The organism is Hymenobacter sp. PAMC 26628 (genome assembly GCF_001562275.1).
GTDB lineage: Bacteria > Bacteroidota > Bacteroidia > Cytophagales > Hymenobacteraceae > Hymenobacter.
In genome coordinates, this window is sequence record NZ_CP014304.1 from 4,880,391 (window position 1) to 4,906,341 (window position 25,951).

A 25,951-nucleotide genomic window follows, 5' to 3' on the forward strand; every position below is an offset into this window, starting at 1 on the left:
CCTCAACAATTTAACCCCCAAGCATTTATTAATTTAGCCCAATGCACACCCTAGTTCTCGACATTGGCAACACCGCCATCAAGGCGGGCTGCTTTGCGGGCGCGGCGTTGCGGGAAATGGCGGCGGGCCTCACGGCCGACGAGGTGGACGCGCTGGTGCGGCGCTGGGGCCCCCAGCACCTGCTTATTGCGTCGGTGGCGGAGGAAGCGGCCCGGTGGGCCCTGCGGCTGCAAGGCCTAGTACCAGGCCGCATCCTGCTGTTTGAGCCGGGCACCACGCCCGTGCCGCTGCGCAATGCCTACGCCACGCCCCTCACCCTGGGGGCCGACCGCCTGGCCGGGGCCGTGGGGGCCGCTGCGCTGCGCCCGGGCCGCGACACGCTGGTGCTCGACGCCGGCACGGCCCTGAAATGCGACCTCGTGACGGCCGACGGCACCTACCGCGGCGGCAGCATCGGGCCGGGGCTGGGCATGCGGCTGCGGGCCCTGCACGAGTTCACCGGCCGGCTGCCGCTGCTGCCGCTGCCCGCTCCCGATGCAACGGTTCCGCTGGTGGGCGACTCTACCCCGGGGGCCCTGCTCAGCGGCGTGGTGAACGGGGCCGCCGCCGAAGCCAACGGCCTAATTGCCGCCTACCGCCAGCAGTACCCCGCCCTGGGCGTGCTGCTGACTGGTGGTGACGCCCCCCTGCTAGCCAGCCGGCTGGCAGGCCCTATCTTTGTTGTGCCCGAACTGGTGCTGCTCGGGCTTTACCGGATTTTAGCCTATAATGTTGAACAATAAGAACGTAGGCCGGCGGTTGCTGTTGGCTGGGGGGATGGCGGCGCTGGCCGGCGGGGCACAGGCGCAGGGCCTGGGCAATTCGCCCTATTCGCGCCTCGGCATTGGCGAGTACTACCCCAATACCGGCGGTGTGCGCCAGGCGGGCATGGGCGGCGTGGGCTTGGCCGCGCCCAACGCCATCAACGTGAACGAGTTGAACCCGGCACTGCTCTACTATACGGCCCGCACCACGTTTGAGGCGGCGTATGACGGGCAGTACAAGACGGTGAAAAACAACGCGGCGTCGGCCCAATCGGGCAGCGCCACGCTGGGCTACCTCTCGCTGGCCGTGCCGCTGAAGCGCCGCTGGGCCGCCGCCGTGGGCCTGAAGCCGTTGAGCGCCGTGGACTACGAAACCAACGTGCGCAGCACCATCGTGGGCGCGCCCCGCGACTCGGCCCTGACGCGCTATTCGGGTTCGGGGGGCATCTCGCGGGCCTACCTGGCCCAGGGCGTGCACGTTACCCGCGACTTGAACGTGGGCTTTACGGCGGCTTACGTGTTTGGCACTGTGGACGAAACGACCGGTACCCGCATTGTGCTGTCCGACGGCTCGGCTAGCCAAACCACGCAGGACCGCCGCCACGTCCACTACTCCGACTTCGACTTCCGGGCTGGGCTGCACTACCGCCACAACCTGGGCAAAGACCTGCGCATGAACCTGGCCGGCGTGTACAGCTTCCCCGCCAACCTGGGGGCCCGGCGCACTACCACCCAGGAGCGGCAAGACGTGAACGGGGCCACCGTGGCCGGTACCACGGTGCAGACCGAGGACGTGAACGGCACCGTGAAGGTGCCCGCCCTGGCCCAGCTGGGCATCAGCCTCGACAACGACAAGAACTGGAGCGCCAGCGTGGACGTGGCCCAGCAGCAATGGTCCAAGTTTTCGAGCTTCGGCGTCGTCACGACGCCGCTGCACAACACCGTGCGCATCGGCGTGGGCGGCGAGTTCACCCCCGACCCGGGCTCGGTGGAGCACTACTTCCAGCGCGTGAACTACCGCGTGGGCGTCAACGTGGCCCAGCTGCCCTACCAGCCCGCAGGCAAAATGCTGTACGACCGCTCGGTGAGCTGGGGCTTCGGCTTCCCGCTGCCTACCTCCTCACCCCTCGAGGCTACCACGTTTAGCTTGGCTTTCACCTACGGCATGCGCGGCAACACCGACTTGCTGGCGGCCGGCACCGGTGCCAGCAACGTGCAGGAAAACTACGTGAAGATGACGTTTGGCGTGACGCTGAACAACCGGTGGTTCATCAAGCGCCGCCTGCAATAGCCGTGGGGCCCCGGGCACTGCGTGCGCGGCCCGGGCGTCGGCAGCGCCCCGGGGCTGGCTGGCTGGCTGGCGGCCTACTGGCGCTGGCGCTGGTGGGCTGCGACGAGCAAAAAACCGTGGGGCCCACGCTCATCTACAAGGGCCCCAATATGGAAAGCACCAACGTGCTGGAGCTGTTCAGCGATTCGGCGCGGCTCCAAATTCGCCTCACGGCGCCGCTGGAGCAGCGCTACGAAAACGGCGACGTGATTTATACCAAGGGTGTGTCCGTTACTTTTTACGCCAAGGATAAGTCAGTGGTGAATACCCTGACGGCCCACTACGGCAAGCTGGAGCAAACCAAAAACCTGTTCACCATGCGCGGCGACGTGCGGGTGGCCAACGTGCCCGAGCAGCAGAAGCTCTTCACCGAAGAGCTGTTTTACGACCGCAATAAGGGGCAGATCTACACCGATTCGGCCATGTTCGTGCGGGTCGAAACGCTCACCGAGCGCCTCACTGGCTACGGCCTGAAGGCCAACCAGAACTTCTCCACCTACCGCATCACCCGGCCCGAGGGCGTATTCGCCATCGACCAGTCCGTGGCCCCGTAGGGGGCCCCACCGCCCATGAAATTCGACAAAGACCTGCTCCGTACCGTGCTCTTCGCCGTGGGCGTGGTGGCCATGGTCATCGGCATCTACCAAACGCTGCTCTTCAACGATTTGGGCCGCAACTACTGGATTTTTATGGTGGCCTCAGCCTGCTGGATGCCCCTCATCTACTGGCGGCAGAAGGACACGGTGGCCGCTAAGCTGGCCGAGCAGGCCGCCAAAGCGGCCAAGGCCGCGCCCAAAGGCGGCAAGCCGGGCGGGGCCCCCAAGGGCGGCAAGCCCGCCCCGCGGCGCCGCTGAGGGGCCCCGGCTAGGATAAACCGGGGATTTCTGGTTATTTTGCGCCTCTTTTGACCTTACGAATTAGTTATCAGTTGTTGGTTGTCAGTTGTTCGCAAACAACCAACGGCCGGCAACTGACAACCAGCAACCAACAACTGACAACTAAAAAATGGCGTTAATCAACACGATACGGGAAAAATCGGGCTGGGCCGTGGGCACGGTGGCCATCGGGATGCTGCTCTTCATTGTGGGCGGCGACCTGGTGGGCGGCAAGAACAGGCTCTTTGGCGGCAACGACTCCGTGGTGGGCGAAGTGGCCGGCCAGAAAGTGGAGCTGGCTGACTACAACAATGCCCTCGAGCAAGCCAAGCAGCAGTTTACCGCCCAGCAGCAGCGCCCGCCCGACGACCAAGCCCTCGGCTACCTGCGCGACCAGGCCTGGAACCAAACCATTTACCGCCTGGCTTTCCAGCCCGAGTGGGACAAGCTGGGCTTGGCCGTGAGCGACGACGAGCTGGTGGACATGGTGCAGGGCGACAACATCAACCCCGGCATCAAGCAGGCCTTCACGGACCCCAAAACCGGGCAGTTCGACAAGGCACGCCTGATTGAGTACCTCAAAAACCTCGACAAGCTGCCTCCTGAGAGCCAGGCCGCCTGGCGCAACTTCGAGGCCAACCTGCCCGCCGACCGGCTGGCCAACAAGTACAACAGCCTGCTGAAGAACTCGGTGTACGTGACCACCGCCGAAGCCAAGCGCTTCAGCGACGACCAGAACACCAAGGCCACGGTGAAGTACCTGTTCGTGCCCTACGCCAGCATTTCCGACTCGGCGGTGAAGGTGACCAACGAGCAATTGCAAGCCTACCTCGACAAGCACAAAGGCCAGTACAAGGTGGAAGACGGCCGCTCAGTGGAATACATCAGCGTGCCGGTGGTGGCCTCGAAGGAGGACAGCACCGCCGTGCGCAGTACCATTGCCACCCTGGCCACGCAGTTTGCCACGGCCCCGGCCGACTCGCTGTTTGTGAAGATGAACTCGGAGCAGCCTTACAACAAGGCCTTCCGCAGCCCCGCCGACTTGCCCGAGCAGCTGCGCAAGCAAATGCCCCTGGCGGTGGGCAAGGTGTACGGCCCCTACGCCGAGAACGGCACGTACTCGCTGTATAAAGTGACCGGCGAAAAGGAGGGGCCCCAATCTGCCCGCGCCAGCCACATCCTCATCAAGCCTGAGGCCCAGACGCCCCAGGCCAAGGCCGCGGCCAAAGCCAAGGCCCAGGACCTGATCAACAAAATCAAGGCTGGGGCCGATTTCGCGGCGCTGGCCCGGCAGTTTGGCACCGACGGCACCAAGGAGCAGGGCGGCGACCTGGGCTGGTTCACGAAGGGCCGCATGGTGCCCGAGTTTGAGAAAGCTGTGCTGGGGGCCCCCGTGGGCCTGCTGTCCGCGCCGGTCGAAACCTCGTTTGGCTACCACGTCATCAAAGTAACGGCCCCCACCACCACGAAGACCTACCAGGTGGCCGAGGTGAAGAAGGCCATTGTGCCCACCGACGCCACCCGTGAGGCCGCCTACGCCCGGGCCCAGCAGCTGAAAGGCCAGGCCACCGACCTGGCCAGCTTCCGCCAGCTGACGACCAAGGACAAGACCCTGCAAAAGCAGGAGGCTCCTAACCTCGACCGCAACGCCCGCGCCGTGAACAACTTGCAGAACGCCCGCGAGCTGGTGCGCTGGGCCTACGGCGCCGGCCCCAGCGGCGAAACCAAAATCGGCGACGTGAGCGAGGTGTACGAGATTGGCGACCAGTACGTCATCGCGGCCCTCACCGGCACCCAGGCCAAGGGCGAAGCCACGGTGGCCGGCCTCAAGCCGCAGCTATCGGCCCTGGTGCGCAACGACCTCAAGGCCCAGCAAATCATGGCCAAGCTCGGCAAAACCGGCGCCATCGAGCAGTTGGCCACCGCCTACGGCCCTACTGCCCAGTTGGGCACCGCCGAGGGCGTGGCCCTGGGCACGGGCACGCTGCCCAACGTGGGCTTCGAGCCCCTGGCCGTGGGCGCCGCCTTCGGCCTGAAGCCGGGCCAGCACTCGGCCCCGCTGCAAGGCGAGCAGGGCGTGCTGGTGGTGGAGCCCGTGCGCGTGGCCCCCGCCGCTGCGGCCGCCGACCTGAAAGCCGTGCGCCAGCAGCTGGCCCAGCAGCGCGGCAGCCGCCAGGACGGCCTGATCTACGAAGCCATCAAGGCCCACGCCAACGTGAAAGACAACCGCTCGAAGTTTTTCTAAGCCACTTCGGCTAAGGCTGTGAAAGGGCCGTGCCTTCGGGTGCGGCCCTTTTTTATTGCTTCTTTCGGGCGGCTGGCGCAGGGCCCCGCGCCAGCCGCCCGGCAACTGTTGCCCCCGGCGTCCCACCCAAAAAGCCCGGCCCGCCGCCAAAAAAGCCCGGCGGGCCGAGCTTTTCAGGCGGGACGCCGAGCTTTTTAGGTGGCGGGCCGGGCTTTTTTGGCGGCGGGCCGAGCTTTTTGCCTGGCGGGCCGGGCTTTTTGGGTGGGACGCCGAGCTTTTTGCCTGGCGGCCCAGGGTTTCTTGGTGGCGGGCCGGGCTTTTTGGGTGGAGCGCCGGGGTCTGACCCCGGAACGCGAGGGCCTGACCCTGGAACGCCGGGGTCCGCACGGGGCCCTGAAACCCGCTAACTTTCGCGTCTGCCGGAGCTGGCTCGGGATGAACGAACCCAGCCCCGGCGGGCGTTGATAGCCTGCACTACCCGTACCCTGCCATGCGTCCGTCCCTTCTGCTGCTGAGCGCGGCCTTACTGCTCGCCGCCCCGGCCCGCGCCCAGGGCCCCCGGAGTTGGGGCCCCGCCGACGGCACCGCCCTGGCCAAGGACTACGCCCGCCGGGGCGAGCCCGAAAAAGCCGTATTTCTGCTGGAGCGGCTGCCTGCCGAGCAGCAAACCAGCCCCGAGCTGTTCCCGCTCTACGTGCAGGCCCTGATGGACCTCAAGCGCTACAAAGACGCCGAGAAGCTGGCCAAAAAAGCCATCAAGCTGCACCCCGACGGTGCCACCTACGGCGTGGCCCTGGGCGGGGCCCTGCAAGCGGCCGGCGACGCCGCCGCGGCCGACAAGCAGTGGCAGCGCGTGGTGAACCAGCTAACGCCCAACCAAGTGGGGCCCGTGGCGGCCGAGTTCAGCCGGCGCGAGCTGCCGGCCTGGGCCGAAAAAACCTACCTGCGCGGCCGCGCCCTGGCCCGCAACGAAACCGAGTACGGGCCCCAGCTCATTCAGCTCTACACCCAAAGCCAGCAGCAGGACAAGCTGCTGGCCGAAACCCTGCGCCTGGTGCAGCAGGACGAGCAGCAGCTGCCCTACGTGCGCAACATGCTCCAGAACGCGCTGAAGGAGGAAAAGGACTTCGACGCGCTCGAAAAGCAGCTGCTCAGCGCCGTGCAGCAGCACCCCGAGCAGGCCGCCTACGCCGAGCTGCTGCTGTGGCTGCAAGTGCAGCGCCACGACTTCGTGGGGGCCCTGATGCAGGCCCGGGCCCTGGACCGGCGCGGGCACACCCAGGGCAGCCGCGTGCTGGAAGTAGCTTCCATCGCCCAGCAAAACAAGGACTTCGAAAGCGCCCTGGCCGGCTACGACTACGTGCTGAAGGAGTACCGCACGGGGCCCCTCTACAACGTGGCCCGGCAGGGCCGCCTGTCGGCCCGCGAAGACCAGGTGCGCAGCACCTACCCCGTGGACCAAGCCCAGGTGCGGGCCCTGGCCACCGAGTACGAGCAGCTGCTGGCCGAGCTGGGCCAGGCCCCCGAAGCCGCCCAGGTGCGCCGCCGCCTGGCCGACCTCTACGCCTTCCAGCTCGGCGACCAGGCCAAGGCCATGGGGCTGCTCCAGGCCGTTGTGGACCAGCCCCAGGCCCCCACCGGCCTGGTGGACGAGGCCAAGCTGACCCTCGGCGACCTGTACCTGCTGCGCGCCGAGCCCTGGGAGGCCACGCTGCTGTACTCGCAGGTGGAGAAAACCGAGCACGACTCGCCGCTGGGCTACGAGGCCAAGCTGCGCAACGCCCGCCTGAGCTATTTCGCCGGCGATTTTAAGCTGGCCCAGAGCCACTTGGACATCCTGAAGGAAGCCACGACCCGCGAAATCGCCAATGACGCCATGCAGCTCTCGCTGCTCATCGCCACCAACACGGTGGAAGACACCCTGGGCCTGGCCCTGAAGGACTACGCCGCCGCCGAGCAGCTCGTGTTCCAGAACAAGCTGCCCGCCGCCGTGGCCGGCCTCGACGCGCTGCTGGCCAAGTACCCCGGCCACTCGCTCGCCGACAACGCCTACTACCTCAAGGCCCAGCTGCAGCGGCGCATGGGCGACTTCCCCGCCGCCACCGCCACGCTCGGCCGCCTGCTGGCCGGCCCCGCCAACGGCGTGCTCAGCGACGACGCGCTGTTTTTGCTGGCCCGCATTCAGGAAGAAGACCTCAAGGACCGGCCCAAGGCCCAGGCCCTCTACGAGCAGGTGCTGACCAAGTACCCCGGCAGCATCTACGTGGCCGAAGCCCGCAAGCGCTTCCGCAAGCTGCGCGGCGACAGCGTGCAGTAGGGCCCCCGGCGCGGGGGGCGGGGCCTGCGCCGGGCTGCCAACTTCTTGCCAGCTGCCCGCTACTTGTTGCCACCGCTGCCCGGCCGGCGGCTTGCCGCTGCCTTGTGGTACCCAACTTAGGGATAATTGGCTCTTACCGGGAAGCCGGCGGCCCGGGGTGGGGCCCCGGCGCGCTTTTATCAGCCGAAAAACACGAACAGCAGCGCCAGGAACACAATGAAAACCACGTACATCAGCCCGTCGGTGAGGATGTACTGGCGGTAGCGGCGGTAAAAGTCGCGGAGCTTGGACATGGCGGGGGCAGGGAGCGGCGGGGCCCCGGGCAAAGGTACGCCCGCATCCCGGGCGGGGGTTTGGGCGTACTTTTGCTCGATATTCTTTCCGCTACTCTATCCGTTCCTTTGATGCCACCACCCGCCGCCAAAAGCTGGAACTTTGCGCCGGCCCCCGACCCGGCGCTGGTTTCAGCCATCACCGAGGCCCTGCCCGTGGGGCCCGAAGTAGGGGCCCTGCTCGTGCAGCGCGGCCTCGACACCCCCGAAGCCGCCGCCGCGTTCATCTACTCTGACCTGCGCCAGCTGCCCGACCCCTTCCTGCTGCACGACATGGACCTGGCCGTAGACCGCCTCGTGCGGGCCCTGGAGACGGGTGAAAAAGTGCTGGTGCTGGGCGACTACGACGTGGACGGCATCACGTCGGTGGCGCTGGTCATCAGCTACCTCACGCCCCTGTTTGGCGCCGAGCGCCTGCGCGACTACATCCCCGACCGCTACACCGAGGGCTACGGCATCAGCCACACCGCCGTGGACGTGGCCGCCGCCGAAGGCTACGGCCTCATTGTGGCCCTCGACTGCGGCATCAAAGCCCTGGAGCCGGTGGCCTACGCCGCGGCCAAGGGCGTCGATTTCATCATCTGCGACCACCACTTGCCCGGCGACGAGCTGCCCGCCGCCGTGGCCGTGCTCGACCCCAAGCGCGCCGATTGCTGCTACCCCTACAAAGACTTGTCGGGCTGCGGCGTGGGCTTCAAGCTGATGCAGGGCTTGGGCCAGCGCCTGGGCCGCGACACGGCCCCGCTCTACGACCTGCTGGACTTGGTGACGGTGAGCATTGCCGCCGACGTGGTGCCCGTGACCGGTGAAAACCGTGTGCTGGCCGCCCACGGCCTGCGCCGCTTCAACGAAGACGCCCACTTGCTGCGCCCGGGCCTGGCCGCCCTGCGCGAGCTGGCTACCCTGCGCGAGGGGCCCCTGACGCTCAGCAGCCTGGTGTTCGGGTTTGCGCCGCGCATCAACGCTGCCGGGCGCATGGGCGACGCCCGCCGCGCCGTGGCCATGCTGCTGGCCGCCGACCAGCAGGAAGCCCGCCACACCACCGAAGTGGTGGACCGCATGAACCAGGAGCGCCGAGGCTCCGACCAAGCCACCACCCAGGAGGCCCTGGCCCTGATTGCCGCCAGTCCCACCCTGCAAACATCCCACGCCACGGTGCTCTACCAGGCGCACTGGCACCAAGGCGTACTTGGCATCGTGGCCTCGCGTTGCCTCGACCAGTACTACCGCCCCACCGTCATCCTCACGCAGCGCGACGGCAAGGCCACGGGCTCGGCGCGCTCGGTGGCGGGGTTCGACATCCACTCGGCCCTGGAGGCCTGCGCCCCGCTGCTGGAGCAGTACGGCGGCCACCGCGCCGCCGCCGGCCTCACCCTGAAGGTCGAAAACGTACCCGCGTTCCAGGAGCAGTTCGAGGAAGTGGTGGCCCGCACCCAGGCCACGGCCCACCTGGTGCGGCCCGTCGAAATTGACGCCCTGCTGCCGGTGGCCCGCATCACCGACGGCTTTTTGCAGGACTTGCGGCCCCTGGAGCCCTTTGGGCCTGGCAATCCCAACCCGGTGTTTGCCACGGCCCGCGTGCTGGCCGTGCCCGGCAGTGCCCGCGAAGTGGGTAATGGCCACCTCAAAATTCGCCTTGTGGCCGCCGACGCGCCGGGCCCCGCCGTGGAAGTCATCGGCTTTGGACTGGCCGGCTACCTACCCCAAATCAACGAAGGCCGCCCCTTTGATGCGTGTTACACGCTGGAAATGAACGAGTACCGTGGTAGCCGCCATGTGCAGCTGCGGCTGCTGGATTTGCGCTGGGCGTAGGGCCCCGGGGCCCTACGCCCAGCTGTGGTCCGCGCTTAGGAAGTCGAAGACCAGCGGGCGCAGGTCGCAGCAGCAGCTGTCTTCGGCCAGGTCGGCGGGAGTTGGGGCCTGCGCGGGGTTGAAGTACCCGGCCACCGAGGCCAGGTAAGTCGAGTTAACGGTTCGGAAGCCCATCGACCACTCGGTGAAGCAGCGCTGTCCCACGGGGCCGTCGGCCAGCGTGGTTACGTGCGTGTGGCGGGCGTCGTGCCGGATGCGGGCAAAGATGGCGTGTACCTCATCGGCGGGGCCCTCCAGCACTTGCAGCAGCTCGCCGTCGCAGTAAAGCAGCAGGCCTGTGAGGCCGTGAACCGTGTTCCAGGCGCGCGATTTAGCGAGCAAAGGCTCCAAGTGGGACTCGTTCAGAAAAACAGTAGCCGAGCTTTGGTACACCAAGCGGTGCAGGTGCTGGGGCTGGGAGGAAGACATAGGAGAACGAAGCAAGTAAAGCAGGCAAAAAAACGCTGGGCGGCGCGGGGCGCGCTAGGGCCCCGGCCCGGATGCGGCCGCCACCGGGCGCCGGTTGTCTAGCCCATCGGATTGGTCACGGGTGAGCCGTTCGCTAGATGGGTACTTGGCCTGTACAGGTTGTTTTCTGCGCTGCGGTGGTTTGTAAATATTCTGCTATTCTACAAAAAATAATTAAACCGGTGGCCCGTCCCTGGCGCAAGTAGCAGAAGGTTAGCCAAAGCCAGCCAAGCACCGGGGTGCTAAGGTCGAGTTTTTGGTAAAATATTAGTGCAACAATTGGATGGCTATATAATACTGAGCGACAAGAGGTTGAATTGCGCTTCGAACCAGCGTTGCGGGACGTGGATAAATAAATGTGCCCAAGCCAAACGCGGTTGAATCTTTCGCAGTAAGCCAAGGTCCGTCTGCTAACGAATATAACTTTTTTAATAAAATCCTTAACTGCTTAGGGTTCGAAATTTGGTTGTGTAAAGCTCAACGCCGGGCCGTCCATGCCCACCACATCAGCAAGGCTTGCAGGGGCAGGCGGCCCCAGGCAGCCCAGGCTGGCAAGCCCAGCTGGCCGGCAATTTGAGCCATGTACACGTTGGCTGGAAACACGGCCACCAGCAGCAAGACCAGGCCCAGCGCGGCCCACCTGCGCGTGGCCCCGGCGAGTAGCCCCACGCCGCCGGCTATTTCAAAAAAGCCGCTCACGTACACCAAGGCCAGTGGCGCGGGCAGCCCCGGCGGCACAATGCGCACAAACGTGGCGGGCTTAATGAAATGCAGTAGGCCCGCCCCCACGAAGACGGCCGCCAGCGCGTAGCGCGAAACAAGGTGAAGCATGGCGGCAAAGAACGGACCCTGGGGCCCTTAAGCGGGTACACTATGGGGCACGTGCCGGAGCAGCGCCGCCAGGCCCTGCGCGAGGGCTCGTGCGGCCCGGTGCGCGTCCACCGACGCCACGCCGGGGGTTTCGAGCACGGCCAAGTGGGGGGCGAGCAGCTGGGCCCCCAGCAGCTGCAACGAGGGCCGCAGGCGGTGGGCCAGGGCGGCTAGCTCGGGGAGGTCGGTGGCCGCCTGGGCAACGCGCAGCTCGGCCAGGGCCCCCGGCGTATTGGTGTGGAACGCAGCCAGGATCCGGTTGATGAACACCAGGCTGCCGTGCGCGGTCTCGCGCAGCAGGGCCAGGTCGTAGAGGGGGGTGGGGGCCTCTGCGTCCGGGCACGCTGGGGCGGGCGGTGTGTCTACCGCTACTAAGTCGGGCAGCGGCTCGCCGAGCAGGGCAGCCAGCTTGGCCAGCAGTTCGGCTTCCACGTAAGGCTTAGCCAAAGTATCGTTGAGGCCCGCGGCGCGGTACTTGTCCGCATCGGCGCGGAAAGCATTGGCGGTGAGGGCCAAAATGGGCGTGGCGGCCCGCACCGGGTCGGGGTGGGCGCGCAAGTGGGCGGTGGCTTCGAGGCCGTTCATGCCGGGCATCTGAATGTCCATCAGCACGGCGTCATAGGTGTTGGCGGTAAACAAGGCCAGCGCGGCGGCCCCACTAGCGGCCACGTCCACGGTCACGCCGTGGCCGGCTAGCAGCAGTTGGGCCACTTCGGCGCTCACGGGGTTGTCTTCGGCCAGCAGCACGCGGCGGCCGCGCACGGCCTGGTGGCCGGGGGCCGGCGGCGGAGCCAGGGCAGCGATCCGCTGCGCCTCAGCGGCTTTGGGCAGCGTGATGGTGAAGGCAAATGCGCTGCCCTGGCCGACTTCACTTTGCACGCGCAGGGTCCCGCCCATCTGCTTCACCAGGGCCCGGCAGATGCTCAGGCCCAGGCCGGTGCCCCCGAAGTGCCGGGCCGTATCGGCGTAGGCCTGGGTGAATTCCTGGAAAATGGCCTCCAGCTTATCGGGCGCAATGCCGATGCCCGTGTCGGCAACCCGAAACTCGGTGGTGGTGGTGGTGTCGGTTTCGGACACGAAAAAGCCGCCCATCGAGATGGTGCCCCCCGGCGGGGTAAATTTGATGGCGTTGCTCATGAGGTTGAGCATAATTTGGTTGAGCCGGTACGGGTCGCCCACCACCCACGGGTGGTCGCACGATTCACTCAGGCGCCTGCCCTGTACGGTGATGCCCTTTTGCTGGGCCAGTACCCACAGGGGCTGCACGGCATTGGACATGCTCTCGCACAGGTTAAAAGCAGTTTGCTCCAGCTCCAGCTGCCCCGAGGTAATCTTAGCCATGTCGAGCACGTCGTTCACCACCGAGAGCAGGTGCTGGCCCGTGTGCTGAATGGTGCCCACGAAGCGCTGCTGGTCGGCGTCGAGCGGGGTTTTAGCCAGCAGCGAGGCCATGCCCAGCACCCCGTGCAGCGGCGTGCGAATCTCGTGGCTCATGTTGGCCAGGAAGTTTTCGCGGGCTGTGGCCGCGGCTTCGGCCGCCAGCTGGGCCGCCTTTAAAGTCGTGATGTCGGTGCTCACGCACAGCACGTGGGCCGTGCCGTCGGGCTGCACCAGCGGGCACTTCATCGACTGGTACCAGCGCACTTCGCCGTTGGGTAGCGTGAGGCAGTCCGATACCATCAGCGGGCGGCCCAGGGCCATTACTTCGGCATCGGACACGTCAAACGAGGCGTTTTCCTCAGTTGAGATACTAGCCGTGGCCGTAGCCGTGCCCGCCATTTGCTTCACCAGTTGGCGCAGCTCCAGCATGGCCCGGTTTTGAAACACCACCTCGGCCTGGGGCTTGCGCACGTAAATCAGGTTGGGGTTGAGGTCGAGCACTTGGCCCACGAAGGCCTGCTGGGCCGCCACCGCCGCCTCGCTGGCCCGGGCCTGGGCTTCGGCCCGGCGCCGGCCGGTCACGTCCAGCCCGTAGCTGATGACCACGCGCAGGGCCCCGTCGGCGTAAAACACGGGCTGGTACGAGCGCAGCCAATACACTGGAGGTTCGGCATTAACGCCCGGCCATTCTTCCTCCCAGTCCACGCCAGTGCGCTGCGACACCGCCCGTTGAAACATGCGCTTGCGGCGCTCGGCCAGGGCCGCAGGCAGGTCATTGACATGGCAAAAATCGCTGAATGTTTCGCCCAGCCCCGCCTGTTGGCGGAGGGCATTACCGGCCGGGTTGCGGTAGGTCAGGCGCTGCTCAGGGTCGAGCACCGAGACGGCAGCCGGCATGTGCCGGAGCAAGGCCTCGTAAAAGGTATGCTGTTCGCGTAGCTCGGTTTCGGTCGCCCGCAGCTTCGTCACGTCCGTGAGGTAAAACAGCGTGTACACCTCGCCCTCATCCTGCACCGGCACCACACATACTAGAAAGTTGTGCCCGGCCACGTCCAGCTCGTGCTCGCCCGATTCGCCGGCGGCCCACACTGCGGCGGCCGTGGCGTTCATCCACTGCCGCGCCGGCGTACCAGGGCCCCCCACCAGCTCGGGCACCCGAAACGAGGCGTCGTTGGCGTATTGCAGCTGTCCTTCCGGGCCCAGGCGCACCAGCGCGTTGGAGCTGCGCTCGGTCAGGTGGGCCGTCAGGCGCAGGTGAATGGCCTCGGCCTCGGCCCGGCAGCGGTGCATGCGCTCGGTGGCCAGTTCGGCGCGCAATTCGGCCAGGGCATCAGCCGCGGCGGGCGGGGGATAAGAGATAGCAACCATAACGACAGGGCATAGCGGGAAAATACTAATAGCTGCCGTAAATGTAGGGCCCCGGGGCCACTCTTTTGGCTACAATTCCTTGCGCAGCCGCGCCACTGGAATGTTCAGTTGCTCGCGGTACTTGGCCACCGTGCGCCGGGCAATGTTGTAGCCCCTGGCGTTCAGCATCTTCTCTAATTTGTCATCGGCCAGTGGGCGCGATTTATTCTCTTTATCGATCAAATCTTTGAGAATGCTTTTCACCTCGCGGCTCGACACGTCCTCGCCCGAATCGGTAGCGATTCCTTCTGAAAAGAAATATTTTAATGGATAGATACCAAACTCAGTTTGTACTGATTTAGAGTTAGCTACCCGGCTCACGGTACTGATGTCCATGCCGATTTGCTGGGCAATGTCTTTGAGAATCATCGGGTGCAGCTTGGTTTCGTCGCCCTCGATGAAGAAGTCGCGCTGCAAGCCCACAATGGCGTTCATGGTGCGCAGCAGCGTGTTCTGCCGCTGCCGGATGGCGTCGATGAACCACTTGGCAGAATCCAATTTTTGCTTAACAAAAGATACGGCCTCTTTCATCTTCTGGTCCTTCTTCGCGGCCTTGTCGTAGGTCCGGAACATCTCGGTGTAGGCCGGGCTCACGCGCAGCTCGGGGGCGTTGCGGGCGTTCAGGGTCAGGCTCAGCTCGCCGTTGTCGTTGGTGAGGATGAAGTCCGGCATCAGGTACTGCGTTTTGCCGGGGCCCGTGGGGCCCGCGCCGCCGGGCTTGGGGTTCAGCTTGAGGATCAGGCCCACGGCTTCCTTTAGCTCGTCGTCCTCCAGGTCCAGCTTCTGCTGGATGCGGGCGTAGTGCTTCTTGCTGAACTCATCGAACAGCGTGCCGATGATTTGCTCGGCGTGCTCCGTCGTCGCGTCCTGGGGGCGGCGCTCCAGCTGCAAGAGCAGGCACTCGGGCAAGTCGCGGGCGGCGATGCCGGCGGGGTCGAAGCCCTGCACCACGCGCAGCACGGCCTCGATTTCGGGCACCGTCACCTCCAGGTTCTGCGAAAACGCCAGGTCGTTGGCAATGGCCGCCAGGTCGCGCCGGATGTAGCCGTCGCCGTCAATCGAGCCAATGAGCTGCTGGCCAATGGCTTCCTCCCGCTCGCCGAGCTGGGTGAAGTGCAGCTGGTCGAGCAGCGAGTCCATGAGCGAGCCGCTGGTGTCGGCCAGGGGCATTTCGCGTTCCTCTTCCTCGCCGGGGCCGTCGCCCTGCATCTTGTAGCCGGCTATTTCATCGTCGTTGAGGTAGTCGCTCAGGTCGAGGTCGGCGTTGTCGGGGCCCTCTTCCTTGGCAGGTTCGGGCTCGGGCGGGGCCTCGGCGGGGCCGTCGTAGTCGTCCACGTCGGCGGGCTCTTCAAAATCTTCGTCGAGCGTGCTGTTGTCGCTGTCAAACTCGGCGTCCGGGTCGTCGGCGTCGGCCTCGTCGCGGTCATCTTCATCGTCGCCGCTGTCCTGGTCCTCGGGCTCGTCGGTGTCACCTTCCTCCAGGGCGGGGTTCACCTCCATTTCCTCCTTGATGCGCGTTTCCAGCTCCGCCGTCGGGATTTGCAGCAGCTTGATGAACTGAATTTGCTGGGGGCTGAGCTTTTGCGAGAGGAGCTGTTTTAAATCGAGGCGTTGCATAACAGTAGCTAATAAGCGGACGGCGTGGCGTAGGAACAGGTAAAGTACGCACGGGCCCCGGTAACGGATGAAACTTTGGCCTCGCCGCGGGGGCCCTACCTTTATCCGGTATTCTGCTTTCTTTTACCACTATGTCCCTCAAACGGTCCACCGTTCAGAGCCTGCTGGCCAGCCAGGAGCTCGACCGCGAAGTGCTCGTCAAAGGCTGGGTGCGCTCGCGCCGCGGCAACAAATACGTGCAGTTCATCATCGTCAACGACGGCTCTACTATCCACACCATCCAGGCGGTGGCCAACGCCGAGCTGTTCCCGGAGGAGAGCCTGCGCGACGTGGCCAATGGCGCCAGCGTGGCCATCCGGGGTCAGCTGGTGGCCTCGCAGGGCAAGGGCCAGGCGGTGGAGATTCAGGCCCTGGAAATTACCGTGCTCGGCAAGGCCGACCCCGAAACTTACCCGCTGCAGAAGAAGGCCACGTCGCTGGAGCACCTGCGCGAAATTGCCCACCTGCGCCCCCGCACTAACACGTTTGGGGCGGTGCTGCGCATCCGGCACGCGCTGGCCTTCGGCATCCACCAGTACTTCAACGACCACGGCTTTTTCTACGTCCACACGCCCATCATCACGGGCTCCGACGCCGAGGGCGCGGGCCAGATATTTCGGGTGACCACGCTGCCGCCCGAGCACCCGCCCCGCACCGCGGACGGCTCGGTGGACTTCAGCCAGGACTTTTTCGGCAAGCAAACCAACCTCACCGTGAGCGGGCAGCTTGAGGGGGAGCTGGCGGCCATGGCCCTGGGCAGCGTCTACACGTTCGGGCCCACGTTCCGGGCCGAAAACTCCAACACGGCCCGCCACCTGGCCGAGTTCTGGATGATTGAGCCGGAAGTGGCCTTCAACGAGCTGGAGGAGAACATGGACCTGGCCGAGGACTTCCTCCAGTACCTGGTGCGCTACGCCCTGGAACGCTGCGCCGATGACCTGCAGTTCCTCAACGACCAGTACGACAAGGAGTTGCTAGGACGCCTGCGCTTCGTGACCGACAACGCCTTCCAGCGCCTGACCTACACCGAGGCGGTGGAAATCCTGAAATCGGCGAAGCAGAAATTCGAGTTCCCCGTCGATTGGGGCACCGACTTGCAGAGCGAGCATGAGCGCTACCTGGTGGAAAAACACTTCGAGAAGCCCGTCATCCTCACCAACTACCCTAAGGAAATCAAGGCTTTCTATATGAAGCTCGACGATGACGGCCGCACCGTGCGGGCCATGGACGTGCTGTTTCCCGGCATCGGCGAAATCATCGGCGGCTCGCAGCGCGAGGAGGACTACGACAAGCTGACGGCCCGCATGGCCGAGATGCACGTGCCTGCCGACGAGCTGGACTGGTACCTCGACACGCGCCGCTTCGGCACGGTGCCGCACGCCGGCTTCGGCCTGGGCTTCGAGCGGCTGGTGCTGTTCGTGACCGGCATGGGCAACATCCGCGACGTGATTCCCTTCCCGCGCTACCCCAAAAACGCGGCGTTTTAGGGCCCCGGCGCACAAGTATTTTTCTAAAAAAGCGGCTCCCGGCGGGCCGCTTTTTTTGTGCTTATCGGTTAACCCCGCCTGCGGCTGACCTGTTGAAAAGAAAAATATTTTTTGCCCCGCGCCATGCCCGAAATTGACCTGACCGACGCCGCCAGCCTGCCCGAAGGCGCGCTGAAATCCTTCCCCACGCCCCACGAGGGCCCCGAGGTGCTGCTGGCCCGCTACCAGGGCACCGTGCACGCCTTTGCCGCGCACTGCCCACACTACGGGGCCCCGCTGGCCAAGGGCCAGCTGGTGAACGGCAAAATTGTGTGCCCCTGGCACCACGCCTGCTTCCGGGTGGCCGATGGCAGCCTGTGCGAGCCGCCGGCCCTCGACGACCTGCCCGCCTTTGCCGTGCGCGAGGCCGGCGGCCGGGTGTTGGTGCAAGTGCCCGCGAAGCCCGCCGCCAGCACCGACGACCCCAACGCCACGCCCACCGCGGAAGTGGGCGGCACGCCTCCCGCCGACGCCCCCGGGGCCCCCGCCGATGCGCGCACCTTCGTGCTGGTGGGCGGCGGGGCAGCCGGCCAGTACGCGGCCCAGACGCTGCGCCGCGAAGGCTTCGCGGGGAAAATCGTGCTCGTGTCGGCCGACGGAAAAGCGCCCTACGACCGCACCAAGCTCAGCAAGCCCTACCTGGCGGGCAAGGCCCAGCCGGCGGCGCTGCCCCTGCGCAAGCCGGACTTCTACGAAAAGCACCGCATTGATCTAGTGTTGAATACCCGCGCCACCGGCCTCGACCTGGCGCGGCAGAAGCTGCAGCTCGAAGGCCAGCCGCCGCTGCGCTACGACCGGCTGCTGCTAGCCCCCGGCGGGGCCCCCAACCGCCTGCCCGGCTTGCCCGGCCACGGCCTGGCCGGCGTGCTGCCCCTGCGCACCCAGGCCGATGCCGACGCCATCCTGGCCGCCACGAAAGATGCGAAGCAGGTAGTGGTTATCGGCTCCAGCTTCATTGGGATGGAAGCCGCCAGCAGCCTCGTGGGCGAAGGCCGCGCCGTGACGGTGGTGGCCCAGGACAAAGTGCCCTTTGCGCGGGTGCTGGGGCCCGAAATCGGGGCTATGTTCCGGGCCCTGCACGAGGAGAAAGGCGTGCACTTTGAGGCCGAAGCCGAGGTAACGGCCCTGCTGGGCGAGGCCGGCCGCGTAACCGGCGTGCAGCTGAAAACCGGCCGCGTGCTGCTCGCCGACGCCGTGGTGCTGGGCATGGGGGTGCGCCCGGCCACCGAGTTTTTGCAAGTCGCTTTTCCGCTGGAAAAAGACGGCGGCCTGGCCGTGGATGCCTACTTGCAAGCTGCCGAAAACGTGTACGCCGCCGGTGACATTGCCCGGTTTCCGCTGGGGCCCTCTGGCGTGCCCACGCGCATCGAGCACTGGCGCGTGGCCCAGCAGCACGGCCGCACGGCGGCCCGCAACATGCTCGGCCAGCGGGAGGCCTACCGCGCCGCGCCCTACTTCTGGACGCAGCAGTACGGCAAGAGCCTGCGCTACGCCGGCCACGCCGAAAAGTGGGACGAAATCATCTACCACGGCGAGGTGGCGAAGCAGGATTTCCTGGCCCTGTACGTGCTGGACGGCCGCATCATCGCCGCCGCCAGCATGAACCGCGACGCCGACATGATCTACTTCGCCGAGCGCCTGGAGCAGGGCCAGCTGCCCGCCCCGACCGCCGTGCACGAGGGCATGAGCTGGGCCGTAGCCAACGACTAACCAGGGCCCCACGCCGCGCAAGCGCATAAAAAAACCGCCGGTAGGGGCGGTTTTTTTGTTTAGCCAAACGGGTGAGGGTTAGTCGCGGCCCCGGCCGTGCCCGCGGTCACCGTGGTCATTGTCGTGGCCACGGCCGCGGTCATCATCTTGGTCGCGGCCGTCGTTGTAGCCGGCGCGGTAAAGCTTCTTGGCCTGGCCGGGCGGCAAGCCCCGGTCGCGCACAATGACGCGGGTAGGAGCAGGGCGGTACACCACCGGGCGGTACCGGTCGCGGTGCGCCCCCACGTACGCCCACGGCTGGCGGCCGCGGTAGTCGAGCACCACCGGGTGGAACTGGTACGGGTCGTAGCCGCTCAGCGCGGCCACCGGCAGCCACCGGCCGTTGCGCAGCACAATGTACTGCTGGGCCTGCAGGTCGTAGTAACCGTCAATCTCGGGGATGTAGTAGTACTGGGCGCCCTGCGGCACGGCGGGGCCCCAAGCGGGCCGCCCAATGTTTACATTAACGTTGACCTGGGCCTGGGCGGCCGGGGCGGCGGCCAGCGCAAAACCGCTCAGCAAAGCGGCGCAAAAAGTGGTTTGAAGGAATTTCATGGCGTTTGGACGGTAAAACGTGTAGTTGGTTTAAAAATTAAGTGATGGGCACGGCGCCCGCTGCCGTATTTAGCGCGTTAAACCCTAGCGGCCGCCGCGGCCGGGTCCCCGGCCGCCACCATCGCCGCGGCCGCCCTGCGGCCCCTGGCCCCCACCGCCCTGGGGCCCCCGGCCGCCACCGTCGCCGCGGCCTGGGCTCCCGCCAATTTGCGGGCCTTGGCCGCGGCCACCCTGGGGCCCTGGGCCTGCCCCGCCGCGGCCCGGGTCGAAGCCGCCGTTGCCGCGGCCGCCCTGTGGGCCTTGGCCGCCGCGGTTATCGGAGCCGGGGCCGCCGCCGGGGTACTGGCCCCCGCGGTTGTCAAAGCCACCGCCCCGGCGGTCGTCGTGGTCCCCGTGGTTGCCGCCGTAGTCCCCGCGGTTGCCGCCGTAGCCCCCGCGGTTGTCAAAGCCGCCGCGGTGGTCGTCGTAGTTCCCCCCACGGTTGTCGAAGCCCCCGCGGTGTTCGTCGTAGCCGCCGCGGTTGCCGTAGCCGCCGCCGTAGCCGGGGCGCACCACCACGCCGGGGCGGCCGTAGCCGGGCCGGCCGGCGTAGTACCCACCGCCGCCGCCGCCGTAGGGCGCGTAGGGGCGGTAGGCGTAGTGGGCGTGGTAATATTCGCCTTGCAGCCAGGGCTGGTTGCCGCGGTAGCCAATCACGACGGGGTGGAACTGGTAGGGGTCGTACCCGTAGAGCTCGGGCAACGGCACCCAGTAGCCGTCTTGGTACACAAGGTATTGCTGCGTGTAGAGGTCGTAGTAGCCGTCAATTTCGGGGATGTAGTAGTACTGCGTGCCGTAGGGCACCTGGGGCCCCCAGGCCGGGCTGCCGATGTTGACGCTGACCCCCACCTGGGCGTGGGCGGCCGGGGCGGTCAGCAAAGCAAACGCACTTACCAGGGCGGCACCGATGAACTTAGGGAAGGCTTTCATAACGAGGGAGAAAAAAGGCAAGGGGCGAGACGCTAACGGTGGCGCCTGCCTAATAGATGCAAGGCAAATGCCAGGTTATCCGGCCGCGTTCGGCCGCGGGCCAAACAATCGACCAACGGGCCCAAACCCCTGGCGTACCGGGCCCCTAAAAATTTGCGGGCACAAATGGCCACGGTTTGGGGTTGTGCCCCTGCGCGCCGCGGGCGGCGGGGTTTTGCTGCAAAGCCCAGCCGCCGGGCGGCGTTTCCCGTACTTTTGCGGACTTATTCCGCTGCTCTTCCGCATGGCCAAAAAAAACTCGGCTACTTCCGTCGCCCCAGCTCCCAAAGTGGCGGCTACCTCGTTGAAAAAGAAACTAGCAGGCGTCATTACCGACGCCGCCGGGGCCCCCGGCAGCCAGCCCAGCGCTGCCGGCCTAGCGGTGGCTTTGCAGCACCAAACGCCCGAAACCCTGCCGCCCGCCGGGGCTTCTGCTGGGGGCCCCACGGGGCTGCCCGCGCCGCGCCCCTTCGACGCCCCGTTCATCGAGGTGTACGGCGCGCGCGAGCACAACCTCAAAAACGTGAGCGTGCAGATTCCGCGCAACCGGCTGGTGGTGTTCACGGGCATTTCGGGCTCGGGCAAGTCCAGCCTGGCCTTCGACACGATTTACGCCGAGGGGCAGCGGCGCTACATGGAAACGTTTTCGGCCTACGCCCGCTCCTTCATGGGGGGCCTGGAGCGGCCCGACGTGGACAAGATTGAGGGCCTCTCGCCGGTCATCAGCATCGAGCAGAAAACCACCTCGCGCAACCCGCGCTCCACGGTGGGCACCATCACCGAAATCTACGATTTCCTGCGCCTACTCTACGCCCGCACGGCCGAGGCCTTCAGCTACGCCACCGGCGCGAAGATGATCCGGCAGTCCGACGACCAGATCATCAACTACATCCTGCGGCACTACGACGGTAAAAAGCTCGTCGTGCTGGCGCCCGTGGTGAAAGGCCGCAAGGGCCACTACCGCGAAGATTTCCAGAAGATTGCCAAGCTGGGCTTCACCAAAGTGCGCGTCGATGGCGAGCTGCTTGACATCACGGCCAAGATGCAAGTGGACCGCTACAAAATCCACGACATCGAAATCGTCATCGACCGGCTCGTAGTAAAGGAGGAAGACCGCTTCCGCCTCAGCGGCTCGGTGCAGAACGCGCTGACCCACGGCAAAGGCACCATGCTGGTGCTCGACCCCGACGCGAAGGGCGAAACCAAGGGCGAGAAGGGCAAGCCGCAGTTCTTCTCGCGCTTCCTCATGGACCCCGCCACCGGCATTGCCTACGACGACCCGGCGCCCAACACGTTCAGCTTCAACTCGCCTTACGGGGCCTGCCCCACCTGTAACGGCCTGGGCGAGGTGCAGGAAATCACGGAGGAGGCCGTGCTGCCCGACCGCAAGCTGAGCATCAGCCGCGGCGGCATTGCGCCGCTGGGCGAGTACCGCGACATCTGGATTTTCCAGCAGCTCCAGCTCATCGTCAAGAAGCACAAGGCCACCCTGAACACGCCGCTCGAAAAGCTGCCCGAGGAGCTGCTCCAGCGCCTGCTGCACGGCATTTCGGAAGATGAGGCCGACGACAGCAAAACCGTGTACTCGGAGCCGTTCGAGGGCCTCATCCCGTTCCTGCGCCGGCAGATGGACTCGGAGTCGGACAACATCCGCGAGTGGATTGCCCAGTACGCCCAGGCCCAGCCCTGCCCCGAGTGCCAGGGCTACCGCCTCAAGAAGGAAAGCCTGCACTTCAAGCTGGCCGGCCAGCACATCGGCGAGCTATCCACGATGGACCTGACCGAGCTAGCCGCCTGGTTTGAAGGCGTGGAAGACCGCCTGAGCGAGCGCCAGAACGTCATCGCCCGCGAGCTGCTCAAGGAAATCCGCAAGCGCATCGGCTTTTTGCTGGAAGTGGGCCTCGACTACCTCAGCCTGCACCGCCCGGTGCGCACGCTCAGCGGCGGCGAGAGCCAGCGCATCCGCCTCGCCACCCAGATTGGCACCCAGCTGGTGGGCGTGCTTTACATCATGGACGAGCCCAGCATTGGCCTGCACCAGCGCGACAATGAGCGCCTGATCAAGGCCTTGCAGCACCTGCGCGACATCGGCAACTCGGTGATTGTGGTGGAGCACGACAAGGACATGATCATGCACGCCGACCACGTGCTCGACATCGGGCCCGGGGCCGGCATCCACGGCGGGTACATCGTGGCCAGCGGCACGCCGCAGGAAATTTTCAACTCCGGCTCGCTCACCTCGCAGTACCTCAGCGGCCAGAAGCACATCGAGCTGCAAAAGAAAAAGCGCAAGGGCGAGGGCACCGAGCTGGTGCTGAAGGGTGCCAAAGGCAACAACCTCAAAAACGTAACCCTGAAGGTGCCGCTAGGCAAGCTGGTGGCCGTCACGGGCGTATCGGGCTCGGGCAAAAGCACGCTCATCCACGACACGCTGTACCCGATCCTCAACCAGCACTTCTTCAACGCCAAGCGCGAACCGCTGGCCCACGGCGGCATCGAAGGGCTGGAGCTGCTGGATAAGGTGATTGAGGTGGACCAGTCGCCCATCGGCCGCACGCCGCGCTCGAACCCCGCTACTTACACCGGGGTGATGACCGAAATCAGGGCCCTGTTCGCGGAGATGCCGGAGGCGAAAATTCGTGGCTACGGCCCCGGGCGCTTCTCGTTCAACGTGAAGGGCGGGCGCTGCGAAACCTGCGAGGGCGCCGGCATCCGCACCATCGAGATGAACTTCCTGCCCGATGTGCACGTGCCCTGCGAAACCTGCAAGGGCCGCCGCTACAACCGCGAAACGCTGGAGGTGCGCTTCAAGGGCAAGTCCATCACCGACATCCTCGACATGACGGTGGAAAAGGCGGTGGACTTCTTCGAGTTCCAGCCCCGCATCCTGCGCAAAATCAAGACCCTCAACGAGGTGGGCCTGGGCTACCTCACCCTGGGCCAGCAGGCCACCACCCTCAGCGGCGGCGAGGCCCAGCGCGTGAAGCTGGCCACCGAGCTCAGCAAAAAGGACACCGGCAAGACGTTCTACATCCTCGACGAGCCCACCACCGGCCTGCACTTCGAGGACATCAACCACCTGGCCGCCGTGCTGCAAAAGCTGGCCGACAAGGGCAACACCGTCCTCATCATCGAGCACAACCTGGACCTGATCAAGGTGGCCGACCACGTCATCGACATCGGGCCCGAGGGCGGCGGGGGCGGCGGCAGCATCGTGGCCCAGGGCACGCCTGAGCAAGTAGCCAAGAGCGGAAAGGGCCACACCAGCCGCTTCCTGGCCGAGGAGCTGCGCACCAGCAAGTACGCCACAGCCTAGGGCCCCTAAAGTTCCGGCGTGCCAGCCGGCAATTCTGGAAAATAGGTAATACGGGCAACCAAAAGCTACCAATTTTAATAAGAATTGGTAGCTTTTGGTTGCCCGTATTACCTTTGTCAAAAGTTACCAATTAATAACAAAAATGGTAGCTTTTGGCAACATGAACATCGAAGCCCCGCCAGCGATTAACTTCTCAGCTTTCGGACCTGAAGAATTGATGCGCTACTTCACCAATAAAGAAATCAATGCAGTAGTGCGGAAGGCCAACTACGAATACTTGTACTGGGCCGAATTGAAGCGCCAAAAGCTGCCCGCCGGCTTCGTCCCGGGGCCCGTGTGGCTACTGGCTAAAAACAGCCGACTAGGCAACCTGCGCGACCTCTCCGTACCGGGCGTGCCGGGCTGCCGATTTAGCTACCAGGTAACCGAGCCCACGCTGGAAAAGCTGCACCGCTTCGATTTGTATATGGGCGGTATTATGCAGACGGACAGCATAATACCGGCCGATGACCGGACCCGATACCTGGTGGGCTCCATCATGGAGGAGGCCATTGCCTCCAGCCAGCTCGAAGGCGCCGCTACTACCCGGGAGGTAGCCAAAGATATGCTGCGGAAAAAGCGTAATCCGCGGAATGCTTCGGAGCGCATGATTTTCAATAATTACCAGACTATCCAGTACATTCTGGAGCAGAAGGAGCAGGCGTTGACCCCGGAAATGCTCTGCCAGATTCAGGCGCGTATGACGCAGGGCACCCTGGAAAATCCGGAGCACGAGGGGCGCTTTCGCCTGAATGACGAGGTGCGGGTAGAGGATTTTACGACTGGTGAAGTGGTCCACATTCCACCGCCCCACCAGCACCTGCCCGAGCTGCTGCGCTGGTACTGCGCCCTAGCCAACGACGAAGTGCCGGACCAGCACGGCACGCCCGGCTCGTTCATTCACCCCATTGTGCGGGCCTCCATCCTGCACTTTCTCATCGGTTACATTCACCCTTTTGTCGACGGCAATGGGCGCACGGCCCGGGCAGTTTTCTACTGGTATCTGCTGCGGAAAGGGTACTGGCAATTAGAGTATATGTCAATTTCGCGCATCATTCATAAGTCGGCCTCCCAGTATGCTCGCGCCTACCTCCATACTGAATATGATGGCAACGACCTGACCTATTTCATTAATTATCAAGTAAAAACGCTCGACTTGGCATTTACCAGCCTCCAGCAATACATCGAGCGTAAAGTGGCCGAAAAAAAGCAGCTGCGTAGCTTTCGGCAATTCGATCAGTTCAACCAGCGGCAAGTAGCCATTCTGCAAGAGTTGATGACCGACCCGGACGCCATTTGGACGATTCGGGAAGTGCAACACCGATTCGGAGTGGTATACGACACTGCCCGTACCGACCTGATGCACCTCGAAAGCTTAGGCTTACTTGATAAGCGCCGCGAAGGCAAAGTCAAGATTCTGTATCTGCGCGCGGAGAACTTTGACGAAGTGGTAGCTGGGTTGAAGGGCGGCCGGTGATGGCCAACCACGCCACCGAATTAGGGCCCCCAAAGACCCTGATGGCCATGCGCCGCTAAATTTATTTCCTGGGAAAGCCCGTTGTGCGCCGCGCAGCGGGCTTTTTGTGTGAAATGGGGCCCCGGCGGAAAAAAATAATTGCTGGGTTAACCAACCTTTCCCTCGCCAGCCGGCACTTTGGGCCAACGAATAAAAAACCGGTCCGTGCCCGACTCGCCGCCCCACCTGCTTCCCGAAGAACAGCGCCTGCTGGCCGGCTGCCTGGCGCACGACCGCCAGGCGCAGTACCAACTGTACCAGCGCTACAAAACGGCCATGTTTTCGGCCGCCCTGCGCCTGCTGGGCGGCGACCACGCCCTGGCCCAGGATGCGCTGCAAGATGCCTTCGTGGAGGTGTTCCAGCAGCTGGCGGACTTCCGGCAGGAGTCCACGCTGGGGGGCTGGGTGAAAACCATTGTGGTGCGGCAGGCCCTGCGCACGCTGCGGCGCGCCCACCGCATGGAGGTGTACGACCAGGACCGCCACCCCGAGCCCCTGGTGGCCTGGCGCGACAACCTCACCGGCGAGGCCTTGGAGCGGGCCATCGGCGAGCTGCCGGCCGGCTACCGGGCCGTATTCTGCCTGGTGGAGGTGGAAGGCTACGCCCACCGCGAGGTGGCCGCGCTGCTCGCCATCAGCGAGGGCACCAGCAAGTCGCAGCTCCACCACGCCAAGCGCCTGCTGCAACAAAAACTAAAGCACCTCTAG

Annotated in this window: 18 protein-coding genes; 12 read left to right on the plus strand and 6 right to left on the minus strand. The window is 65.2% G+C overall.

Translation table 11 applies throughout. From position 1 onward, the window contains the following. Window positions 1-41 precede the first annotated feature (41 nt). From AXW84_RS21095 to recJ, 7 genes are all read left to right on the plus strand, one after another. The gene (locus tag AXW84_RS21095; RefSeq protein WP_068238040.1) at window positions 42-782 is read left to right on the plus strand and encodes a type III pantothenate kinase; all 741 of its coding nucleotides are present in this window, start codon (window positions 42-44) and stop codon (window positions 780-782) included. Further along, window positions 769-2,094, plus strand: a complete 1,326-nt coding sequence (locus AXW84_RS21100; RefSeq protein WP_068238043.1) for an outer membrane protein transport protein — start codon at window positions 769-771, stop codon at window positions 2,092-2,094. Before AXW84_RS21095 ends, AXW84_RS21100 begins: the two co-directional genes overlap by 14 nt. A 2-nt stretch (window positions 2,095-2,096) precedes the next feature. Continuing rightward, window positions 2,097-2,687, plus strand: coding sequence for an LPS export ABC transporter periplasmic protein LptC (gene lptC, locus AXW84_RS21105; protein WP_236943190.1), 591 nt, complete (start codon window positions 2,097-2,099; stop codon window positions 2,685-2,687). A 15-nt stretch (window positions 2,688-2,702) separates the two neighbouring features. Beyond that, entirely contained in the window at window positions 2,703-2,987 is a 285-nt protein-coding gene (locus tag AXW84_RS21110) for a hypothetical protein (RefSeq protein WP_068238046.1), read from the plus strand. A 151-nt stretch (window positions 2,988-3,138) separates the two neighbouring features. Beyond that, entirely contained in the window at window positions 3,139-5,253 is a 2,115-nt protein-coding gene (locus AXW84_RS21115) for a peptidylprolyl isomerase (RefSeq protein ID WP_068238050.1), read from the plus strand. A gap of 490 nt (window positions 5,254-5,743) precedes the next feature. Beyond that, entirely contained in the window at window positions 5,744-7,570 is a 1,827-nt protein-coding gene (locus tag AXW84_RS21120) for a tetratricopeptide repeat protein (RefSeq protein ID WP_068238053.1), read from the plus strand. Between the two features lie 404 nt (window positions 7,571-7,974). Further along, complete coding sequence (gene recJ, locus AXW84_RS21125) at window positions 7,975-9,714, plus strand: single-stranded-DNA-specific exonuclease RecJ (protein WP_071892398.1); 1,740 nt, start codon at window positions 7,975-7,977, stop codon at window positions 9,712-9,714. Window positions 9,715-9,726: 12 nt separating this feature from the next. On the opposite strand, the gene AXW84_RS21130 is transcribed toward recJ, so the two are convergent. The 4 genes from AXW84_RS21130 to rpoN all read right to left on the minus strand — a co-directional run bounded on the left by AXW84_RS21130 (window position 9,727) and on the right by rpoN (window position 15,495). Then, entirely contained in the window at window positions 9,727-10,182 is a 456-nt protein-coding gene (locus tag AXW84_RS21130; protein ID WP_068238055.1) for a BLUF domain-containing protein, read from the minus strand. A gap of 516 nt (window positions 10,183-10,698) precedes the next feature. Continuing rightward, the gene (locus AXW84_RS21135; protein WP_068238058.1) at window positions 10,699-11,052 is read right to left on the minus strand and encodes a DoxX family protein; all 354 of its coding nucleotides are present in this window, start codon (window positions 11,050-11,052) and stop codon (window positions 10,699-10,701) included. Between the two features lie 27 nt (window positions 11,053-11,079). Further along, window positions 11,080-13,839, minus strand: coding sequence for a PAS domain-containing hybrid sensor histidine kinase/response regulator (locus AXW84_RS21140; protein ID WP_068238061.1), 2,760 nt, complete (start codon window positions 13,837-13,839; stop codon window positions 11,080-11,082). Between the two features lie 69 nt (window positions 13,840-13,908). Continuing rightward, the gene (gene rpoN, locus AXW84_RS21145) at window positions 13,909-15,495 is read right to left on the minus strand and encodes an RNA polymerase factor sigma-54 (RefSeq protein ID WP_068238063.1); all 1,587 of its coding nucleotides are present in this window, start codon (window positions 15,493-15,495) and stop codon (window positions 13,909-13,911) included. A 131-nt stretch (window positions 15,496-15,626) separates the two neighbouring features. Here rpoN and asnS point away from each other — a divergent pair, with 131 nt between their 5' ends. Then, the gene (asnS, locus tag AXW84_RS21150; protein WP_068238067.1) at window positions 15,627-17,021 is read left to right on the plus strand and encodes an asparagine--tRNA ligase; all 1,395 of its coding nucleotides are present in this window, start codon (window positions 15,627-15,629) and stop codon (window positions 17,019-17,021) included. Between the two features lie 123 nt (window positions 17,022-17,144). Beyond that, window positions 17,145-18,770 (plus strand): FAD-dependent oxidoreductase, encoded by a 1,626-nt coding sequence (locus AXW84_RS21155; protein ID WP_068238069.1) that lies wholly within the window; start codon window positions 17,145-17,147, stop codon window positions 18,768-18,770. Window positions 18,771-18,848: 78 nt separating this feature from the next. Here the strand turns inward: AXW84_RS21155 and AXW84_RS21160 are convergent, their stop codons facing one another. Together AXW84_RS21160 and AXW84_RS21165 are read right to left on the minus strand one after the other, a co-directional pair. Further along, the gene (locus AXW84_RS21160) at window positions 18,849-19,364 is read right to left on the minus strand and encodes a hypothetical protein (RefSeq protein WP_068238073.1); all 516 of its coding nucleotides are present in this window, start codon (window positions 19,362-19,364) and stop codon (window positions 18,849-18,851) included. 84 nt (window positions 19,365-19,448) lie between these two features. After that, window positions 19,449-20,333, minus strand: a complete 885-nt coding sequence (locus tag AXW84_RS21165; protein ID WP_068238074.1) for a hypothetical protein — start codon at window positions 20,331-20,333, stop codon at window positions 19,449-19,451. A 283-nt stretch (window positions 20,334-20,616) separates the two neighbouring features. Between AXW84_RS21165 and uvrA the strand changes: the two genes are divergently transcribed. The 3 genes from uvrA to AXW84_RS21180 all read left to right on the plus strand — a co-directional run bounded on the left by uvrA (window position 20,617) and on the right by AXW84_RS21180 (window position 25,951). After that, window positions 20,617-23,688 carry an excinuclease ABC subunit UvrA gene (uvrA, locus tag AXW84_RS21170; protein ID WP_236943191.1) on the plus strand — a complete coding sequence of 1,024 codons (3,072 nt, stop codon included), beginning with the start codon at window positions 20,617-20,619 and terminating at the stop codon, window positions 23,686-23,688. Window positions 23,689-23,848: 160 nt separating this feature from the next. Beyond that, window positions 23,849-25,204 carry a Fic family protein gene (locus AXW84_RS21175; RefSeq protein WP_071892955.1) on the plus strand — a complete coding sequence of 452 codons (1,356 nt, stop codon included), beginning with the start codon at window positions 23,849-23,851 and terminating at the stop codon, window positions 25,202-25,204. Between the two features lie 204 nt (window positions 25,205-25,408). Then, a complete protein-coding gene (locus tag AXW84_RS21180; RefSeq protein WP_082774030.1) occupies window positions 25,409-25,951 on the plus strand; it encodes an RNA polymerase sigma factor in 543 nt (180 codons plus the stop codon).

What these genes read in the sequence shown, in the direction of transcription:
- AXW84_RS21130 (WP_068238055.1), bottom strand. Translation starts at nt 10,182, where the DNA reads ATGTCTTCCTCCCAGCCCCAGCACCTGCACCGCTTGGTGTACCAAAGC.
- AXW84_RS21115 (WP_068238050.1), top strand. Translation starts at nt 3,139, where the DNA reads ATGGCGTTAATCAACACGATACGGGAAAAATCGGGCTGGGCCGTGGGC.
- uvrA (WP_236943191.1), top strand. Translation starts at nt 20,617, where the DNA reads ATGGCCAAAAAAAACTCGGCTACTTCCGTCGCCCCAGCTCCCAAAGTG.
- AXW84_RS21135 (WP_068238058.1), bottom strand. Translation starts at nt 11,052, where the DNA reads ATGCTTCACCTTGTTTCGCGCTACGCGCTGGCGGCCGTCTTCGTGGGG.
- recJ (WP_071892398.1), top strand. Translation starts at nt 7,975, where the DNA reads ATGCCACCACCCGCCGCCAAAAGCTGGAACTTTGCGCCGGCCCCCGAC.
- AXW84_RS21160 (WP_068238073.1), bottom strand. Translation starts at nt 19,364, where the DNA reads ATGAAATTCCTTCAAACCACTTTTTGCGCCGCTTTGCTGAGCGGTTTT.
- AXW84_RS21095 (WP_068238040.1), top strand. Translation starts at nt 42, where the DNA reads ATGCACACCCTAGTTCTCGACATTGGCAACACCGCCATCAAGGCGGGC.
- asnS (WP_068238067.1), top strand. Translation starts at nt 15,627, where the DNA reads ATGTCCCTCAAACGGTCCACCGTTCAGAGCCTGCTGGCCAGCCAGGAG.
- AXW84_RS21175 (WP_071892955.1), top strand. Translation starts at nt 23,849, where the DNA reads ATGAACATCGAAGCCCCGCCAGCGATTAACTTCTCAGCTTTCGGACCT.
- AXW84_RS21100 (WP_068238043.1), top strand. Translation starts at nt 769, where the DNA reads ATGTTGAACAATAAGAACGTAGGCCGGCGGTTGCTGTTGGCTGGGGGG.
- AXW84_RS21110 (WP_068238046.1), top strand. Translation starts at nt 2,703, where the DNA reads ATGAAATTCGACAAAGACCTGCTCCGTACCGTGCTCTTCGCCGTGGGC.
- AXW84_RS21155 (WP_068238069.1), top strand. Translation starts at nt 17,145, where the DNA reads ATGCCCGAAATTGACCTGACCGACGCCGCCAGCCTGCCCGAAGGCGCG.
- AXW84_RS21140 (WP_068238061.1), bottom strand. Translation starts at nt 13,839, where the DNA reads ATGGTTGCTATCTCTTATCCCCCGCCCGCCGCGGCTGATGCCCTGGCC.
- AXW84_RS21165 (WP_068238074.1), bottom strand. Translation starts at nt 20,333, where the DNA reads ATGAAAGCCTTCCCTAAGTTCATCGGTGCCGCCCTGGTAAGTGCGTTT.
- rpoN (WP_068238063.1), bottom strand. Translation starts at nt 15,495, where the DNA reads ATGCAACGCCTCGATTTAAAACAGCTCCTCTCGCAAAAGCTCAGCCCC.
- AXW84_RS21120 (WP_068238053.1), top strand. Translation starts at nt 5,744, where the DNA reads ATGCGTCCGTCCCTTCTGCTGCTGAGCGCGGCCTTACTGCTCGCCGCC.